Origin of the sequence: Xanthobacter versatilis, from assembly GCF_043193975.1 — a bacterium.
In the GTDB taxonomy this organism is placed as follows: Bacteria; Pseudomonadota; Alphaproteobacteria; order Rhizobiales; family Xanthobacteraceae; genus Xanthobacter; species Xanthobacter autotrophicus_E.
The window spans coordinates 118,164-132,703 of the sequence record NZ_JBAFVB010000007.1; the positions used below are offsets into that span (position 1 = coordinate 118,164).

The 14,540-nt window shown below is 68.4% G+C and carries 12 protein-coding genes; 9 read left to right on the forward strand and 3 right to left on the reverse strand.

The window, feature by feature from the left end; translation table 11 throughout:
* Positions 1–7: 7 nt before the first annotated feature.
* Positions 8–697 carry a sulfite oxidase-like oxidoreductase gene (locus V5F66_RS14980; RefSeq protein ID WP_011995981.1) on the reverse strand — a complete coding sequence of 230 codons (690 nt, stop codon included), beginning with the start codon at positions 695–697 and terminating at the stop codon, positions 8–10.
* A gap of 138 nt (positions 698–835) precedes the next feature.
* On the opposite strand from V5F66_RS14980, the gene murB reads away from it, so the two are divergent.
* The 8 genes from murB (at position 836) to recN (ending at position 11,618) form a co-directional block, all read left to right on the forward strand.
* Positions 836–1,789, forward strand: coding sequence for a UDP-N-acetylmuramate dehydrogenase (gene murB / locus V5F66_RS14985; protein ID WP_394052766.1), 954 nt, complete (start codon positions 836–838; stop codon positions 1,787–1,789).
* 119 nt (positions 1,790–1,908) lie between these two features.
* Positions 1,909–2,829: a D-alanine--D-alanine ligase gene (locus tag V5F66_RS14990; protein WP_011995983.1), complete on the forward strand. Its 921-nt coding sequence runs from the start codon at positions 1,909–1,911 to the stop codon at positions 2,827–2,829.
* A gap of 80 nt (positions 2,830–2,909) precedes the next feature.
* Positions 2,910–3,785 (forward strand): cell division protein FtsQ/DivIB, encoded by an 876-nt coding sequence (locus V5F66_RS14995; protein ID WP_394094150.1) that lies wholly within the window; start codon positions 2,910–2,912, stop codon positions 3,783–3,785.
* The gene (ftsA, locus tag V5F66_RS15000) at positions 3,782–5,107 is read left to right on the forward strand and encodes a cell division protein FtsA (protein WP_011995985.1); all 1,326 of its coding nucleotides are present in this window, start codon (positions 3,782–3,784) and stop codon (positions 5,105–5,107) included. Before V5F66_RS14995 ends, ftsA begins: the two co-directional genes overlap by 4 nt.
* 88 nt (positions 5,108–5,195) lie before the next feature.
* Positions 5,196–6,968, forward strand: a complete 1,773-nt coding sequence (gene ftsZ / locus V5F66_RS15005) for a cell division protein FtsZ (protein WP_011995986.1) — start codon at positions 5,196–5,198, stop codon at positions 6,966–6,968.
* Positions 6,969–7,584: 616 nt separating this feature from the next.
* A complete protein-coding gene (lpxC, locus tag V5F66_RS15010) occupies positions 7,585–8,520 on the forward strand; it encodes a UDP-3-O-acyl-N-acetylglucosamine deacetylase (RefSeq protein WP_011995987.1) in 936 nt (311 codons plus the stop codon).
* Positions 8,521–9,059: 539 nt separating this feature from the next.
* The gene (locus V5F66_RS15015) at positions 9,060–9,914 is read left to right on the forward strand and encodes an outer membrane protein assembly factor BamD (protein ID WP_011995988.1); all 855 of its coding nucleotides are present in this window, start codon (positions 9,060–9,062) and stop codon (positions 9,912–9,914) included.
* Positions 9,915–9,920: 6 nt separating this feature from the next.
* Complete coding sequence (recN, locus tag V5F66_RS15020; RefSeq protein WP_394094151.1) at positions 9,921–11,618, forward strand: DNA repair protein RecN; 1,698 nt, start codon at positions 9,921–9,923, stop codon at positions 11,616–11,618.
* Between the two features lie 88 nt (positions 11,619–11,706).
* On the opposite strand, the gene arfB is transcribed toward recN, so the two are convergent.
* Both arfB and olsB read right to left on the reverse strand, forming a co-directional pair.
* Positions 11,707–12,129 (reverse strand): alternative ribosome rescue aminoacyl-tRNA hydrolase ArfB, encoded by a 423-nt coding sequence (arfB, locus tag V5F66_RS15025; protein ID WP_011995990.1) that lies wholly within the window; start codon positions 12,127–12,129, stop codon positions 11,707–11,709.
* Between the two features lie 228 nt (positions 12,130–12,357).
* Entirely contained in the window at positions 12,358–13,512 is a 1,155-nt protein-coding gene (olsB, locus tag V5F66_RS15030) for a l-ornithine N(alpha)-acyltransferase (protein ID WP_394052761.1), read from the reverse strand.
* 404 nt (positions 13,513–13,916) lie between these two features.
* On the opposite strand from olsB, the gene V5F66_RS15035 reads away from it, so the two are divergent.
* Positions 13,917–14,528: a hypothetical protein gene (locus tag V5F66_RS15035; RefSeq protein ID WP_394052759.1), complete on the forward strand. Its 612-nt coding sequence runs from the start codon at positions 13,917–13,919 to the stop codon at positions 14,526–14,528.
* Positions 14,529–14,540 lie beyond the last annotated feature (12 nt).

The following is a 14,540-nucleotide window of genomic DNA, read 5'->3' on the forward strand; positions in this document are numbered from 1 at the left end:
GCGCGTCTCAATCGTCCGAATAGCGCTCCTCGGCCCATGGGTCGCCGCGCATGTGGTAGCCCCGCTCCTCCCAGAAGCCGGCCTTGTCGCGGGCGATGAACTCGATGCCCTTCAGCCACTTGGCGCTCTTCCAGAAATACAGGTGCGGCACCACCAGCCGCACCGGCCCGCCATGCTCGCGGGTGAGCGGCGCGCCTTCCCACGAATGGGCGATCACCGCGTCCTCGGCGGCAAAATCCTCCAGCAGCAGGTTGGTGGTGTAGCCATCGTAGGAGTGCAGCATCACCGCCGCCGCGTGGGGCGCCGGCCGCACCCGCTCCAGCAGCTCGCGGGTGGAGACGCCCTCGAAGGCGTTGTCATAGCGCGACCAGGTGGTGACGCAGTGGATGTCGCTCACATTGCGCGTCTGCGGCAGGGCGCGGAACGCGTCCCAGTCCAGCGACAGGGCGGTCTCCACCGCCCCGGTCACATCGAGCCGGAAGGCCTCCCGCGTCACCACCGGCGTCATGCCGAGGTCGAGCACCGGCCAGTCCTTCACCAGATGCTGGCCGGCAGGCAGGCGCTCGGTCTCCGGGCGGGTAACGCGGCCGGTGAGGAAGCGCCCTTCCTGCGCCCAGCGCTGCTTGGTGGTGGTGAGCTTGGTATCGGGCGGCAGGGCCGGATCAGAGCCGATGTCGCTGTGAATGTCTTCGCTCATGGGGGCAGCTCCAGGCGAAAGGGAAGGGCGAATGGACTGCCATGATGCCACGTCATGGCGGCCCGGCAAAAGCCGGCGATGCTTGCCCTCGCGACCCTGTTATGGGAGAGCGACCCCTATGATGGACGGACAGGCAGGATGAGCGTGGCACAGACACACCCGGCGGGGCAGGGCTTCGAGGACCTGGTCCCCGGCCTCAAGGCGCGCCTTCCGGGCTTGCGCGGCTCCCTGAAGGCCAACGCGCCACTCGCCGAATTCACCTGGTTCCGGGCCGGCGGTCCGGCACAGGTGCTGTTCGTGCCGGCGGACGAGGATGACCTCGCCACTTTCCTCGCCGGCCTGCCGGCGGAGGTGCCGGTGACCGTCATCGGTCTCGGCTCCAACCTCATCGTGCGCGATGGCGGGGTGCCGGGGGTGGTGATCCGCCTTGCCCGCGGCTTCACGGATATCGCGGTGGAAGGCAACCGCATCATCGCCGGCGCCGGCGTGCCGGACGTGAAGGTGGCGCGGGCGGCGGCCGATGCGGGGCTTGCCGGCTTCTCCTTCCTGCGCGGCATTCCCGGTGCCGTGGGCGGCGCCCTGCGCATGAATGGCGGCGCCTATGGCGGCGAGACCAAGGATGTTCTGGTCAGCGCCGACGCCGTGACCCGAGCCGGCGCGAAGGTGCGCTTCACCAATGCCGAGATGGGCTTCACCTACCGCCATTGCGGCGTGCCGGCGGACCTGGTCTTCACCCGCGCCGTGTTCGAGGGCCGGCCCGGCGATCCGGCGGTGATCGCCGCCGAGATGGCGAAGATCACCGAAAGCCGGGAGGCGACCCAGCCCATCAAGAGCCGCACCGGCGGTTCCACCTTCAAGAACCCGCCCGGCACCAGCGCCTGGAAGCTGGTGGACGCCGCCGGCTGCCGCGGCCTCACCATCGGCCGGGCGCAGGTGTCCGAGCTGCACACCAACTTCCTCATCAATCTGGGCGGCGCCACCGCCGCCGAGATCGAGGGGCTGGGCGAGGAAGTGCGCCGCCGGGTGAAGGCCCAGTGCGGCATCGAGCTGGAGTGGGAAATCAAGCGCATCGGCCTGCCTGCGGCGTCCTGAGCGGGCCATTAGCAAAGGCGCAAGGCAATGGCGCCATCTTGAGGCGCCATTTGGGGCACTGGGCAGGAGCGTCATCGGGCGCGCGGCCGAGCCGTGGACAGAGACCGGGAATTCAGATCATGGCGAAACACGTGGCGGTGCTCATGGGCGGCTGGTCGTCGGAGCGCGAAGTCTCCCTGCGCTCCGGCGCCGCCTGCGCCGGTGCGCTGGAGGCGGCAGGCTACCGGGTCACCCGCGTGGACGTGGGCCGCGACGTGGCCGAGGTGCTGACGCACCTGAAGCCGGACGTGGCGTTCAACGTGCTGCACGGCCAGCCCGGCGAGGACGGCACCATCCAGGGCATCCTCGAAATCCTGCGCATCCCCTATTCCCATTCCGGCGTACTGGCCTCGGCCCTCGCCATGGACAAGGCGCAGGCGCGAATCATGCTCGCCGCCGCTGGTGTCCCGGTGGCGAAAGGCGGCCTTGTCTCCCGCGCCGAGGCGGCAAAGGCGCACATCATGCCGACGCCCTACGTGCTGAAGCCCAATGCGGGAGGGTCCAGCGTCGGCGTCTTCATCGTGCGCGAAGACCAGGCCCATCCGCCGCAGGAATTGACCCGTGAGGATTGGCCGCACGGAGAAAATCTTCTCGCCGAAGAATTTATTCCCGGCCTCGAACTCACCTGCGCGGTGATGGGCGACAAGGTGCTCGACGTGATCGAGATCGAGTCCACACAGAAGTTTTACGATTACGAAAGCAAATATGCACCGGGCGGCTCGCAGCACATTCTTCCGGCCCGGATTTTACCCGAAATTTACCAACGGGTGCAGATGTTAAGCCTCACGGCGCACCGAGCTCTCGGATGCCGGGGGGTGTCGCGGAGCGACTTTAGGTTCGACCCTTCGAGAGGGGATGGCTCCGGCCTGATCTGCCTCGAGGTGAACACCCAGCCCGGGATGACTGAGACGTCTCTGGTGCCGGAACTGGCCGCCCACGCGGGCATCTCATTCGGTGAGCTTGTGACATGGATGGTGGAGGACGCTTCGCTGGAGCGCTAAGACCCCGCCCCGAGGCGGGGCGGAAACCGCCGCAGCGTCCGGTTCCCCTGCCGCCGCCGGGCCGGCACAAGCGCCTGCCGGTGGAACCGCGCCCCACCAGCCGCCTCTCCCTCCTGCTGCGCCGCCTGACGGTGCGCCTCGGCGCTTCCCGCCTCGGCCGGCGCAGCGCCAGCCTGCTCACCATCGCGGTGGTTGGCGGCTTTTCGGCCTACGGCATCATGCTCGGCGGCCATGCCGAGACGGCCAAGGGCATCGTCATCGACGTGGCGGACGCGGCCGGCAACGTGGCCGGCTTCAAGGTCAAGGAAGTCAACATTTCCGGCCATAACCACGTGACGCCGGCGGAAATCCTGGAGACGGCGGGCATCAAGTCCTCCACCTCCATCCTGTTCCTCAACGCCGACGAGATGCGGGCGCGCCTCGAGGCGCTGCCGTGGATCCAGTCTGCCAGCGTGCGCAAATTCTATCCCGACCGCATCGACATCGCGGTGGCCGAGCGGCAGGCCTTCGCCCTGTGGCAGGTCAACGGCGAGCTGAAGGTTATCGCCCGCGACGGCATCCCCATCGCGCCCTATTCGGACGATCCACGCTACGTGCAGCTGCCCATCGTGGTGGGCGAGGGCGCGCAGAAGAAGGTGGGCGAGGTGGTGGACGCGCTGGCCCGGGTGCCGGCCCTGCGCGACCAGGTGCGTGCCGCCATCCGCGTCGCCGAGCGCCGCTGGACTCTGAAGATGCGCAACGGCATCGACGTGCGCCTGCCGGAAGAGGGCCTGGATGAGGCGCTGGTGGCGCTCATGGATCTCGACCGCGAGAAAAAATTGCTCAGCCGCGATGTTTCAATCGTGGACCTGCGCCTGCCGGACCGCGTCGTGGTCCGACTTTCGGATGCCGCTGCCGACGCCCGTGCGCAGATGTTGAAGGCGCGGGCCAAGGCTAAAAAGGGAGGCCCAGCATGAGGCACCGGCTCGCCCAGGGCTTCGCGCCGAAGATGCGCCCGATGCCGCCGAAAAAGAGCGGCATCGTCGGTGTGCTCGACATCGGAACCAGCAAGGTGGTGTGCGCCATCGCACGGCTGAAGCCGCGCGGCGCATCGGATGTGCTCACCCGGCGCACCCACGCCATCGACGTGCTCGGCATCGGCCACACCCGCGCCCATGGCATCAAGGGCGGCGCGATCGTGGACATGGCCAAGGCGGAACTCGCCATCCGCCAGGCGGTGGACATGGCCGAGCGCGCCTCGGGGGTGCAGATCGCCTCCGTGGTGGTGGGCGTCTCCGGCGGGCGCCTTGCTTCCCAGCATTATGAGGCCGCCGTGCGCCTCACCGCTCCAGCTGTCGAGGAGTTTGACATCCGCCGCGTGCTTGAGGCCGCCTCCACCTACGGCGTGGGCGACGGGCAGGCGGTGATGCACGCGCTGCCGGTGGGCTATTCGCTGGACGGGCGGCGCGGCATCGGCGAACCGTGCGGCATGCTGGGGCGCCAGCTCGGCGCCGACATGCACGTCATCACCGCCGATCTCACGGCGCTGAAGAACCTCGTGCTGTGCGTGGAGCGCTGCCATCTCTCCATCGAGGCCATGGTGGCGGCGCCCTATGCGGCGGCGCTGTCCTCGCTCACCGACGACGAGATGGAGCTGGGCGTCACCCTCATCGACATGGGGGCCGGCACCACCACCTTCTCCATCGTCGCCGGCGGCCACTGCCTCTATGTGGACGGCGTGGCCCTGGGCGGCCAGCACATCACCAACGACGTGGCCCGCGGCCTGCCGGCGCGCCTTGCCGACGCCGAGCGCATGAAGGCCCTGCACGGCGCCGTGGTGGCAGTCTCCTCCGACGACCACGACATGCTCACCGTGCCGCCCTTGTCGGGTGATTCGCGCGATCAGCCGCACATGGTGCCGAAATCGCGCCTCGTCACCATCGTCCGCCCTCGGGCGGAAGAAATTGTCGAACTGGTGCGCGATCGCCTGAAGGCCTCCGGACACGCCGGCGACGCCGGCCGACGCATCGTGCTCACCGGGGGCGCGGCGCAGCTCCAGGGCCTGCCGGACCTCGTGGCGCGGCTCATCGGGCCTCAGGTGCGCATCGGCCGCCCGCTAGGCGTTTCCAGGCTTCCCGAGGCCGCACGCGGCGCTGCATTCGCGGTGACGGCAGGCCTTCTTGTTTACCCTCAGGTGGCAGGGTTGGAACACTTCGAGCCCCGCCGGAGGCAGGCGGTGGTGGGCGAAAGCCCGAATTATTTCGGCCGCGTGGGACGCTGGCTGAAGGACAGCTTTTAGACATGGTTAACGAAGCCTGGGCTAACAAAGTGGTCAGACAGGATTCGTGAGAGGCGGACAGGCCGATCGGGTTCGACGGAGCAAAAGCATGACGATCAATCTTCAGATGCCCGACATTCGTGAGCTTCGTCCCCGAATCACGGTGTTCGGTGTGGGCGGCGCTGGTGGCAACGCGGTGAACAACATGATCACCGCCGGCCTCCACGGGGTGGAATTCGTGGTGGCGAACACCGACGCCCAGGCGCTCTCGCTCACCAAGGCCGAGCGCGTGGTGCAGATGGGCGTGGCGGTGACCGAGGGTCTCGGCGCCGGCTCGCAGCCGGAAGTGGGCCGCGCCGCGGCCGAGGAAGTTATCGACGAGATCCGGGATCACCTCTCCGGCTCGCACATGGTGTTCATCACCGCCGGCATGGGCGGTGGCACCGGCACCGGGGCCGCTCCCGTGGTGGCGCGGGCCGCCCGCGAGCTCGGCATCCTCACCGTGGGCGTTGTGACCAAGCCCTTCCACTTCGAGGGCGCCCGGCGCATGCGCGTCGCCGAGCACGGCATCAGCGAGCTGCAGAAGAGCGTCGATACCCTCATCGTCATCCCGAACCAGAACCTGTTCCGGGTGGCCAACGAGAAGACCACCTTCGCCGACGCCTTCGCCATGGCGGACCAGGTGCTCTACTCGGGCGTCGCCTGCATCACCGACCTGATGGTGAAGGAAGGCCTCATCAACCTCGACTTCGCCGACGTGCGCGCCGTGATGCGCGACATGGGCAAGGCCATGATGGGCACCGGCGAAGCCTCCGGCGACAAGCGCGCCATCCAGGCCGCCGAGGCCGCCATCGCCAATCCGCTGCTGGACGAGACCTCCATGCGCGGGGCCGGTGGCCTGCTCATCTCCATCACCGGCGGCAAGGACATGACCCTGTTCGAGGTGGACGAGGCGGCGACCCGCATCCGCGAGGAAGTGGACCCCGACGCCAACATCATCCTCGGCGCCACCTTCGACGAAGTGCTGGACGGCATCATCCGCGTCTCCGTGGTGGCCACCGGCATCGATCCGGCGGTCATCCCCGACCAGGTCAGCCCCGGCGCCGAGCGCTTCCCCGATCTTGCCGGCCGCAAGATCTCCAACGCCGGCCGCGCCGCCGTCGAGGCGACCCGCGAGGCGCAGATCCGCACCGCCGTCGCCTCCATCTCGGCCGAGGACCTCATCGGCATGGAGGACGCCCAGGCCCAGGCGGCGCAGGCTCATGCGGCCTATGCCCCTCAGTCCTTCGCCCCCGCTGCCCCGGCGCCCCAGCAGGCCGTCGCCATTGACGACGTGACCATCCGTGCCGCCGCGCCCAAGCCCTCCTACTTCGCCGAGCCGGAGCCTGCAGCTCCCCCCGCGCCCATGGTGGAGGACGAGTTCGCGCCCTACATCCCGCCGCAGGGCCAGCGCCCGCGCAGCCAGCGCATGCCGCGCGTGGACGAGCTGCCGCTGCCCGGCCAGAACCAGATCCGCGCCCAGCGTGGCGAGCCGCCGGTGGAGCAGCCGCAGCCCGACAAGAAGCGCATGACCCTGCTGCAGCGTCTCGCCCATGTGGGACGCCGCGAGGAGGAGCCGGAGCCCCAGCGTCGCGACCAGCCGAGCATGCGCGCCCCCGAGCGCCGTCCGGTGGAGCCGCGGCAAGAAGCCCGGCCTGAGCCCCGGCAGGAGACTCGCGACGTGCGTCCGACCCTTCCGGGCCGGGCCGGCGAGCCGCCGGTGTCGGAATTCGCCAAGCGTCCGCCGGCCCGTCCGGCCGCCGAAGTGCCATCCCGTCCGGGTCCGCACCACGAGGACGACCAGCTGGAGATCCCCGCCTTCCTGCGCCGCCAGGCCAACTGAGACCCCATGGCCCCTGAGTTTCGCTCAGGGGTCATGGCTCAAGCCCGCGCGGCGCTTGAGCGGACCCCCTTGGCATCGGTCGAAGACCGAGGCCGACGGGATAAGAAGTCGGGACCGAGCCCTGACCAGACGCGATCCCGGATGCCCTCGCATCTGCGGGATCGCGGATGAGGCGACCGGTCGGGAGGTGTCCCCCCCATCCTCCGTCCGGATGCAACCTGAGGCTTTGTTGTGATGCCGGCATCGGTCGAAAGACCGGTGCCGTTTTCACATCGGCGGGGGCGTGGCGCCATCGTGATTCGGGCGCGGCCGGCCTGCAACGGTATTGCGCAGCCTGTAACAGTCGCCGCGAGGCGCTTGGCGCCGGATCCGCTAACGATCTGATAGTTAATGAAAAATTGAAGCGAAAGCTTGGTAACAGTTGGTAGGCAAGCGTGATTTGGCGTCGCCTGTTCCGGCGACTAGGGTGCACCCATTCCAAAGGTTCCACACGTCTCGCGTTGACAGTTTGTTGGTACAACCGAGGCGAAAGTGGGAACGCAAGGTGAAGGTTTGAGGGACGGGTTGCGGCGGCCATGAGGCACCGGACCCCATCTCCGATACGGGACGCATCGACATGCAGACGACACTGGCTCGCGAGATCACGCTCAAAGGTGCGGGTGTCCATGCGGCTGTCGACGCCACCGTCACTTTGAAGCCTGCCCTCGCGAACACTGGTATCGTCTTCGTCCGCTCCTTCGCCGATCAGGCGCCCCGCAAGGCCACCGTGAGCCGCACTTCGGTTCAGGCCACCGACCTTGCCACCGTCCTCGGCGATCGCTCCGGCGCCCTTGTCTCCACTGTCGAGCATCTTCTCGCGGCCTTCCACGGCCTGGCGATCGACAATGCCCTGGTGGAGATCGACGGGCCGGAAGTTCCGATCCTCGACGGCAGCGCCGCCCAGTTCGTGGCCGCCATCGATGCCGCCGGCGTCACCGAGGTGCGTGGCCGCCGCAAGTATCTCAAGGTGCTGAAGCCGGTTCGGGTGGAGAACGGCGCCTCCTTCGGCGAGCTTCTGCCCTATGACGCGGGCTTCCGCCTGGAAGTGGAAATCGAGTTCGCCCACGACGCCATCGGCCGTCAGCGCTTTGCCGCCACCATGTCCCCCGCCGTGTTCCGCCGCGAACTGGCCGGTGCCCGCACCTTCGGCTTCCTGAAGGATGTGGAGCGCCTGCGCGCTGCCGGCTATGCCCGCGGCGCGGCGCTGGAGAACACCGTGTGCCTCGACGAGGCCGGCGTGATGAACGAGGGCGGGCTGCGCTTCACCGACGAATTCGTGCGGCACAAGGCCCTCGACGCGGTGGGTGACTTGGCCCTTTCCGGCCTGCCTCTGCTCGCCCGCTATCGCTCCTTCCGCGGCGGCCACAAGCTGAACTACCAGGTGGTGGACGCCCTCTTCTCCGACCGCTCCGCCTATGCGGTGGTGGAGGCCCCGGCCCGTCCCGTGCGCGACACGGTGGGTGCCGACATGGGTGTCTCGGCCCCGGTGCCGGTGTTCGCTCCGGAAGTCTGATCGGCTCTTTGATCGCATTGAAGCGGCGCCCCACGCGGGCGCCGTTTGCGTTTGAGGCGGCCTTCGCGGGCGGCTCGGACCGGCGCTTGCGGTTTTTTAACCTGGATTCCCGTTCATTGTGGACGGATCTGCGCAAGTGGACCCGAAGCCCAGCGAAAACTCGGCTCTGACGGGGTCATCCGGCCGGGGCCGGGCAGGTCGTGAGCCGGCGTTGCGGGGACGCCACAGTACGGCATTGGCCGACCATGGGCACGGCCATGCCGCCGCGCCGCCACATTGCCGACGGAAAGCCCCGATAGCGCGGAGACGGAAATTTTTTCCTCCGGCCCGGCGGGCGGGGCCGGGTGGGGAAGACGCGGCGGGGACGAAGCTGTGGCAGGTGCGTGTTCCATTGCCGGCGCCTTGAGCCGGATATGGGAACAGGCGCCAACGACGGGGTGAGGACCAGGGCCGGGCGGTGCCATCGTGGCGCCATGTTCCGGCCGGCAATCCTCCTTTACAAGCAGCGCCCTGGGGCGCGGGACGGAAGCTGAACCGTGATGCGATTCTTTTACGAGGTCCTGAAGGTGCGCGCCGTCGTCCGCGGCGGAGCGCTGGCACTCGCTCTGGCGATGGGCCTGCTTGTCACCGGCTGCGCCAGCGACAAGGACGATGTGCTGCCCCCCGACGAGCCGGCGGAGAAGATCTACAACGAGGGTCTGACCCTGCTGCGCCGGCAGGAGCCGGAGAAGGCCGCCAAGCGCTTCGAGGATGTGGACAAAACCCATCCCTATTCGGAATGGGCGCGCAAATCGCTGCTCATGACCACCTATGCCTATTTCGAGGCCGGCAAATACGACGAGGCCATCGCAACCGGGAAGCGCTACATCGCGCTTTATCCCGGATCGCAGGATGCGGCCTATGCGCATTATCTGGTCGCCTCCGCACTTTACGAAAACATTCCCGACATCACCCGCGACCAGCGCAAGACCCGCCAGGCGCTTGATGCGCTTGAAGATGTGGCGCGCAAGTATCCCAACACCGAATACGCAGCCACGGCGAAGAAGAAGATCGAGGTTGCCCGCGACCAGCTCGCCGGCAAGGAAATGCTGATCGGCCGCTACTATCTGGAGCAGCGCAACTACACGGGCGCCATCAACCGCTTCAAGGTCGTGGTGACGCAATACCAGACGACGCGTCAGGTGGAGGAAGCCCTGTATCGCCTCACCGAGGCCTACATGGCCCTCGGCGTGGTGAGCGAAGCGCAGACCGCCGCCGCCGTACTCGGCTATAACTTCCCCGACAGTTCGTGGTACAAGGACGCCTACAAGCTGGTTCAGGCCGGAGGGGTCGAGCCGCAGGAAAACAAGGCGTCCTGGATCAGCCAGGCGTTCAAGAAGATGGGGCTTGGCTGATCATCCATGCTGGCAGCGCTCTCGATCCGGGACATCGTCCTCATCGAGAAGCTCGATCTCACCCTCTCGGAAGGCCTTACGGTCCTCACGGGTGAGACGGGTGCTGGCAAGTCGATCCTGCTCGATGCCGTTTCCCTCGCCCTCGGCGGGCGTGGCGACGGCGCCTTGGTGCGGCACGGCCTGCCCAAGGGGCAGGTGACGCTTACCTTCGACCTCGCCCCCGATCATCCCGCCCACGCTATCCTCGCTGCCGCCGAGCTGCCGGATGAAGGCCCCCTTGTGGTGCGCCGCATCCAGATGGCGGACGGCCGCACGCGGGCAAGCGTGAACGAAGAATCGGTCAGCGTGCAGACGCTCCGGCTCATCGGCGGAAGCCTCATCGAGCTGCACGGCCAGCACGATGACCGTGCCCTGGTCGATCCAGCCAGCCATCGCGCCGTGATCGACGCCTTCGGTGGCCTCGCCCCCCAGGCGGAGGCCGTCGGCGCCCTGTGGAAAGCATGGCGTGCCGCCCTGTCGGACGCCCGTGCCGAGCGGGAGCGGCTGGAGATCGCCGCCCGCGAGGCCGATTTCACCCGTCATGCGGTGGAGGAACTCACGGCCCTCGCCCCTGAGGTCGGGGAAGAGGCGGCGCTATCCGAACGGCGCACGGGCATGATGCGCTCGGAAAAGATTGCCGCCGACCTCGACGAGGCGCTGGACGCGGTGGCCGGTGGCAGCTCGCCGGTGCCTTCGCTGGCCGCCGCCGTCCGCAGGTTGGAGCGCCGCGCCGGTGAGGCGCAGGATCTGGTACGACCCGCCGTGGAGGCCATCGACCAGGCTCTCGACGCGCTGGAGACCGCCCGTGCGCATCTCGAGGCGGCGCTGGCGGATGCAGCTTTCGAGCCGGCGGAACTGGAGCGAATCGAGGAGCGCCTGTTCGCGTTGCGCGCGGCGGCCCGCAAATATGCGGCGAGCGTGGACGACCTGCCGGCGGTTACCGCGCGGTTCTCCGCCGAACTCGAACGTCTCGACCAGAGCGCGGCCACCCTCGCCCGCCTGGAGAAGACGGTTGCCGAGGCGGAAACCGCCTATCGCGCGGCGGCCGCCGCTTTGTCGTCGGAGCGCCAGGCCACGGCCGGCGTGCTCGACGCGGCGGTGGTGGCGGAACTGCCGCCTTTGAAGCTGGAGCGCGCCGCCTTCATCACCAAGGTCACCAGCGATCCGGCCTCGGCCGGGCCCGACGGTTACGACCAGGTGGAATTCTGGGTGCGCACCAATCCCGGAACGCGGCCCGGGCCCCTCATGAAGGTGGCGTCCGGCGGCGAACTGTCCCGCTTCCTGCTGGCGCTCAAGGTGGTGCTGGCGGATCGCGGCTCGGCCCCCACCCTCATTTTCGACGAGATCGACACCGGCGTCGGCGGTGCGGTGGCGGATGCCATCGGCCAGCGCCTGGGACGGCTCGCTCAGAAGGTGCAGGTGTTGTGCGTGACCCATGCGCCGCAGGTGGCGGCGCGGGCGCGTCACCATCTGCTCATCGCCAAGGCCTCCGCGGACGGCGCGCCGGGACAGGACGGTCTGGCCGAGGACGCGCCGGTCACCACGCGCGTCGCGCCGCTCAATGCCACCACCCGGCGCGAGGAAATCGCGCGCATGCTGGCCGGCGCCACCGTGACCGCCGAAGCCCGTGCCGCCGCCGACCGCCTGCTGAAGGCCGCACGGTAGACGGCGCTCGGGCGCCGGACCCGTGCTTTGAATTTCTGGGAGCGGATCGCGTGGTGTGGCCCCTTCGCGACCGCCGGGACGTCCCGAATCAGTCCGCCTGCGGCTTGTCGCGGCGCAGGGATTTGACTTCGCCGCGCCGCTCCTTGGCCGCGAGGCGTCGTTCCTTGGAGCCGAGAGTGGGCCGGGTGGGCCGGCGGATCGGTGCCACGATGGTCGCGCTGCGGATGAGCTCGACCAGCCGCGCAACGGCATCCTCGCGGTTGCGTTCCTGGGTGCGGAAGCGCTGCGCCTGAATGATGATGACGCCGCCCTGGGTCATCCGCTTTCCGGCCAGCCGGACCAGGCGGTGCTTCACTCCCTCGGGTAGGTTGGGCGAGTGGGCGGCGTCGAAGCGCAACTGCACCGCGCTCGACACCTTGTTCACATTCTGCCCACCCGGCCCCGAGGCGCGCACGAAGGCGAGCTCGATCTCGTCCTCCGAGATGGCGATGCGGGGCGTGATTTCGATCATGGCAGAACCTTCGGCGTCGGGCGCGACCGCGAGGGCTCGCTGGGCCGCATTCGGCCTTCCGTCCGCCAACGGTGCTCAGCCCGCCAGCGCAGGCGCCATGCTCTTAGACCAAATGTGGCTGCCGACCAACGGCTTCGATGGCTCGCCTTGCCGTGCGGAAGCAGCTCCCGCCCCCTGCGTGGTCCGGCAAACGGTGGCGAACGAGCGAGCGTGCCGGGGCCGCTCCGGTCAAATGGCGTGGCGGTTGGCGGTGGGGCCGAAATGCTCGACGTAGCGCGGGCTGATCACCGAAACCGGCAGGATGATGAGCACGTCGGTGGTGCCGAACTGGTAGTCCACCACGGCGCCGTCCCCGACAAAGCCGCCGAGGCGCAAATAGCCCTTGATGAGTGGGGGCAGGGCCTGCAATGCGGCCTTCGGGTTGATCTCTGCCTTCGCCATGCGATCCATGCTCACATGGCGGCCGTCCACGGCCCGGGCGCGCCATTCGTCCGGCGCCAGCGCATTGTGATGGAGGAAGGAGAGCGGCAGGGCCAGCGCCGCAGGGTCGGTGCCCTCAAGGCTGGCGCAGCCGAACATGGCGTCGATCTTGTTGCGCAGGATGTAGGTCCACACCCCGTGCCAGAGCAACTCCACCGTGCGCTTGTTGCGGTAGGGCTTCAGCACGCACGAGCGGCCGAGTTCCAGGAAGCGGAGGTTCGGGTGGGCGGCAATGATGCCGTTCACGTCGAACTCGCCCTGGGTGTAGAAGCCGCCGTGGCGCTGGGCCACGTCCTGCCGCAGCAGTCGGTAGGTGCCGACCACCTTCGGCTTGCGCCGGCCGAGGACCATCTTGCCCGCGTCGTGGTCGAGCACGAGCAGATGCTCGCAGATGGCGTCGAAGCTGTCCATGTCGCGGCGAGCGAGGCGGGCTGGTCCATCCGGCACCGCCGACATTTCCTCGTAGAACACCTTGTAGCGCAGGCGCTGGGCGCGGCGTACGTCGCGCGCGGTGCGGGCGAGCCGCACCTCCAGCGCGCCGAGGCGCCCGAGAACGAGGCCGTCCGGATCCGGCGGCAGCGCGTCCTTGTAGCGGATGCCCGAATAGGCGCGGAAATCGGTCACCAGCTTCTGGGGTACGGGCATGGCGGTCTTGCCAGCCGGCCCGATGGACTTTTCGAACGGGGCGTGGAATGCGCTCTCGCGGCTGATGGGCCCGATGGCGCCAAGGCCAGCGCCGGCCCGCCCGAAGCCTGGCCGCGCGTCGTCCCGTGACACGTCCCAGGAGAAATCCCTGGAGAGATCGCGCGCAAAATCGCGTGCCAGATCACGGGCAACGTCGATGCCGCGCCCAAACAGGGCCGGCAGGCTGAAGCTCGGATCGGTCTGTCCTGTCCGTTTCATTGCAACGACCCCCTCCCCGGGCCGCCGCCTGCGGCGCGCGCGCCATCCCTGAACATCCGGTCCTGGAACAGCGCCGGCAAGGGCGTGATCCGAAACGCGAGGCGTCGCCCCCATCATCCTCGGGAACCGCTACCCTCGGCTACCAGGTTATGAACGTCACCAACACCATAGTTTTTCAACGCCCATGTGACAATGGAGCCTCGCCGCCTACCGCGGGATCGAAGTCCGGCGACAGCCCGCCAGGAAGGCCGTTTCGAGGGTCCGATTTTGTCGGCCGGAGCGAGCACAGGTTGTGGCGTGTCGAGGTAAGCCTGGGCATTCCCCAGCTTGCGAGGGGTCAGGGGTGATGCTAGCGCCAGCGCGAGGCGCCGGCACGAAGGCGCCGATGATACCAAGGGGGCAAGATGTCTGCTGTTCGTGGAATGTTCGCGGCTGCGGCGCTGGCCGCAGGTCTGGTGCAGATCGCGCCCGGTGCTGCTGTCGCGCAGCCTCGGCCGACGCCGGCCGAGGTCGACACGGTGATGGTCCAGGGCGCCGGCCAGATCACGGTTCTCACCTACAAGGCGAAGTTCGTGTCTGCCGACCCCGTGACGCGACGCGTGGTGCTGGAAGATCCCTCCGGTCGCCGCTGGGCGGTGATCGCGCCGCCGCTGCTGGGTGACCTCACCTTCTTTCGCAATGGCGAGACCTTGATCATCCGCGTGGCGCCCGGCGTGGTCACCGCCCTCGGCAAGGCGCGTCAGGGCAAGCCCGGAGAGGTGATGAACGAGGTGGCGCTGGATGCCGGCCTGCCTGGCTGGCCGGAAGGCTTCGGCGTCCGCGAGGTTACGCTGACGACAACCTTCGTGGATGTGAACAAGGCTGCTGGAACGGTCACCTTCGAAGGGCCTGACGGCGGGGTGCGCACCGTGCGCGCAGCCAACGACAAGGTGCTCGCCGACCTGCAGCAGGTCGAGCCCGGCGACCTTGCGCAGATCACCTATCTTGAAGGCCTTGCCGTCAACGCCGTTCGCTGACCCGGCCCAAGC

Bases quoted from the DNA above. Each gene is read 5' to 3' on its own strand.
- V5F66_RS14980 (WP_011995981.1), bottom strand. From the start codon at position 697: ATGAGCGAAGACATTCACAGCGACATCGGCTCTGATCCGGCCCTGCCG.
- murB (WP_394052766.1), top strand. From the start codon at position 836: ATGAGCGTGGCACAGACACACCCGGCGGGGCAGGGCTTCGAGGACCTG.
- V5F66_RS14990 (WP_011995983.1), top strand. From the start codon at position 1,909: ATGGCGAAACACGTGGCGGTGCTCATGGGCGGCTGGTCGTCGGAGCGC.
- ftsA (WP_011995985.1), top strand. From the start codon at position 3,782: ATGAGGCACCGGCTCGCCCAGGGCTTCGCGCCGAAGATGCGCCCGATG.
- ftsZ (WP_011995986.1), top strand. From the start codon at position 5,196: ATGACGATCAATCTTCAGATGCCCGACATTCGTGAGCTTCGTCCCCGA.
- lpxC (WP_011995987.1), top strand. From the start codon at position 7,585: ATGCAGACGACACTGGCTCGCGAGATCACGCTCAAAGGTGCGGGTGTC.
- V5F66_RS15015 (WP_011995988.1), top strand. From the start codon at position 9,060: ATGCGATTCTTTTACGAGGTCCTGAAGGTGCGCGCCGTCGTCCGCGGC.
- recN (WP_394094151.1), top strand. From the start codon at position 9,921: ATGCTGGCAGCGCTCTCGATCCGGGACATCGTCCTCATCGAGAAGCTC.
- arfB (WP_011995990.1), bottom strand. From the start codon at position 12,129: ATGATCGAAATCACGCCCCGCATCGCCATCTCGGAGGACGAGATCGAG.
- olsB (WP_394052761.1), bottom strand. From the start codon at position 13,512: ATGAAACGGACAGGACAGACCGATCCGAGCTTCAGCCTGCCGGCCCTG.
- V5F66_RS15035 (WP_394052759.1), top strand. From the start codon at position 13,917: ATGTCTGCTGTTCGTGGAATGTTCGCGGCTGCGGCGCTGGCCGCAGGT.